The 559-nt window shown below is 52.9% G+C and carries 1 protein-coding gene; it reads left to right on the top strand.

The genetic code is table 11. From position 1 onward, the window contains the following. On the top strand, nt 1–559 hold a 559-nt coding region (locus L1D47_RS21045), incomplete at both ends, for an Ig-like domain-containing protein (RefSeq protein WP_239886649.1).

Genomic DNA, 559 nt, shown 5'->3' on the forward strand with positions numbered 1-559 from the left:
ATGGCGTGAGCAGTAATACGGTCAATGTCAACGTATCGGCAGCAGTCATTACCGCGATTCAAGTGACGCCTTCACCTGTCAGTGTGGCGAAGGGACAAGCTGAGCAGTTAGTGGCGACTGCCACCTACAGTGATGGCACCTCATCCCCGATCACAAGCTCAGTCACCTGGACGCCCGGTGATGCCAATGTGGCCACGGTCACTTCAGCAGGTTTATTGTCYGGTGTTGAAGTGGGTACGACTACAATAACCGCATCAAAAGATGGCGTGAGCAGTAATACGGTCAATGTCAACGTATCGGCAGCAGTCATTACCGCGATTCAAGTGACGCCTTCACCTGTCAGTGTGGCGAAGGGRCAARCTGAGCAGTTAGTGGCGACTGCCACCTACAGTGATGGCACCTCATCCCCGATCACAAGCTCAGTCACCTGGACGCCCGGTGATGCCAATGTGGCCACGGTCACTTCAGCAGGTTTATTGTCTGGTGTTGAAGTGGGTACGACTACAATAACCGCATCAAAAGATGGCGTGAGCAGTAATACGGTCAATGTCAACGTATC

Source organism: Shewanella sp. Isolate7, from assembly GCF_022398425.1.
Lineage (GTDB): Bacteria > Pseudomonadota > Gammaproteobacteria > Enterobacterales > Shewanellaceae > Shewanella.